General features: G+C 70.9%; 1 protein-coding gene. It reads left to right on the forward strand.

Annotation, left to right across the window (positions count from 1 at the left end):
* Nucleotides 1-219: 219 nt before the first annotated feature.
* Nucleotides 220-1,118 (forward strand): DNA recombination protein RmuC (locus tag Q0066_RS14780; RefSeq protein WP_298134250.1); only part of this gene is annotated, 899 nt, incomplete at its 3' end.

A 1,118-nucleotide genomic window follows, 5' to 3' on the forward strand; every position in this document is an offset into this window, starting at 1 on the left:
CGTCATCCCGGCGCTACTCGTCATCCCGGCGCACGCCGGGATCTCATCCACCGCCGATCGAGCTCACCCCACCGCTGATCGAGCTTGTCGAGATCCTGCTGAGGGGTCTCGACAAGCTCGACCGACGGACGCGGTGATCAGACTTAGTCGTGACCCGATTGGACGCCCGCACCGGGTCGGTCACGAGTTTTGTCAGAGGGGCCCGGCAAGATCGGGGACATGGAGATGGTTGTCCTGGCTCTGGTCGCCGCGACGCTGGGCGCTCTGCTCGGCGGGCTCGTCACGCGGGCGGTGTCGGTCGCCCGACAATCGGCCGATCAGGCGGGCCAGCAGGCAACAGCCGCGACCGCCCGCACCGAGGTCTCCGAGGCCAAGCGCGAGGCGTCCGATGCCCGCGCCGAGGCCGCCGACGCCCGGGCCGAGGCAGCGTCCGCGCGCGCCGAACTGGCCAGGGCCGGCACCGACGTGGAGCGTGCCCGGGTCGAAGCTGCCGAAGCCCGTGCCGTCGCCGCGGCGGCGCAGGCCGAAGCGGCCGAGGTCTCGGCGAATCTGGCTGCCGCGGTCGCCGAACGCGACGCCGCCGTCCGGCGGGCCCACGAGGTCACCGCCGACCGAGAGTCGTTGGTGGCTCAGTTCAAGGTGCTCTCCGCCGAAACCCTGGAACGGCAGGGCAAGGCGGCTGACGACACGGCCGAGAAGCGGCTGCGCGCCACCGAACTGCTGCTCAAGCCGGTGCACGAGACGCTCGAGGCGTTCCGCACCCGGCTCGGCGAGGTCGAGCAGCAGCGGGCGGTGCTGGCCAACGAACTGGCCAACCAGGTGCGCAACGTACAGGCCACCGGCGAGCAGTTGCGCCGTGAGACCCGGGCGCTGGCCACCGCGCTGCGCAAGCCGCACGTCCGCGGCAACTGGGGTGAGCAGCAGCTCAAGCGGGTGGTCGAGTTGGCCGGCATGGTCGAGCATTGCGACTTCGTCACCCAGCAGACCACCAGCACCTCCGCCGGCCAGGTGATCCGACCCGATCTGAAGGTGCTGCTCGACAGTGACCGGTTCGTCTGGGTCGACTCGAAGGTGCCGCTGGCCGCCTTCCTCGACGCCCACGAGACCGACGACGAGCA

It is taken from the genome of Micropruina sp. (assembly GCF_027492755.1).
Taxonomy (GTDB): Bacteria; Actinomycetota; Actinomycetes; order Propionibacteriales; family Propionibacteriaceae; genus Micropruina.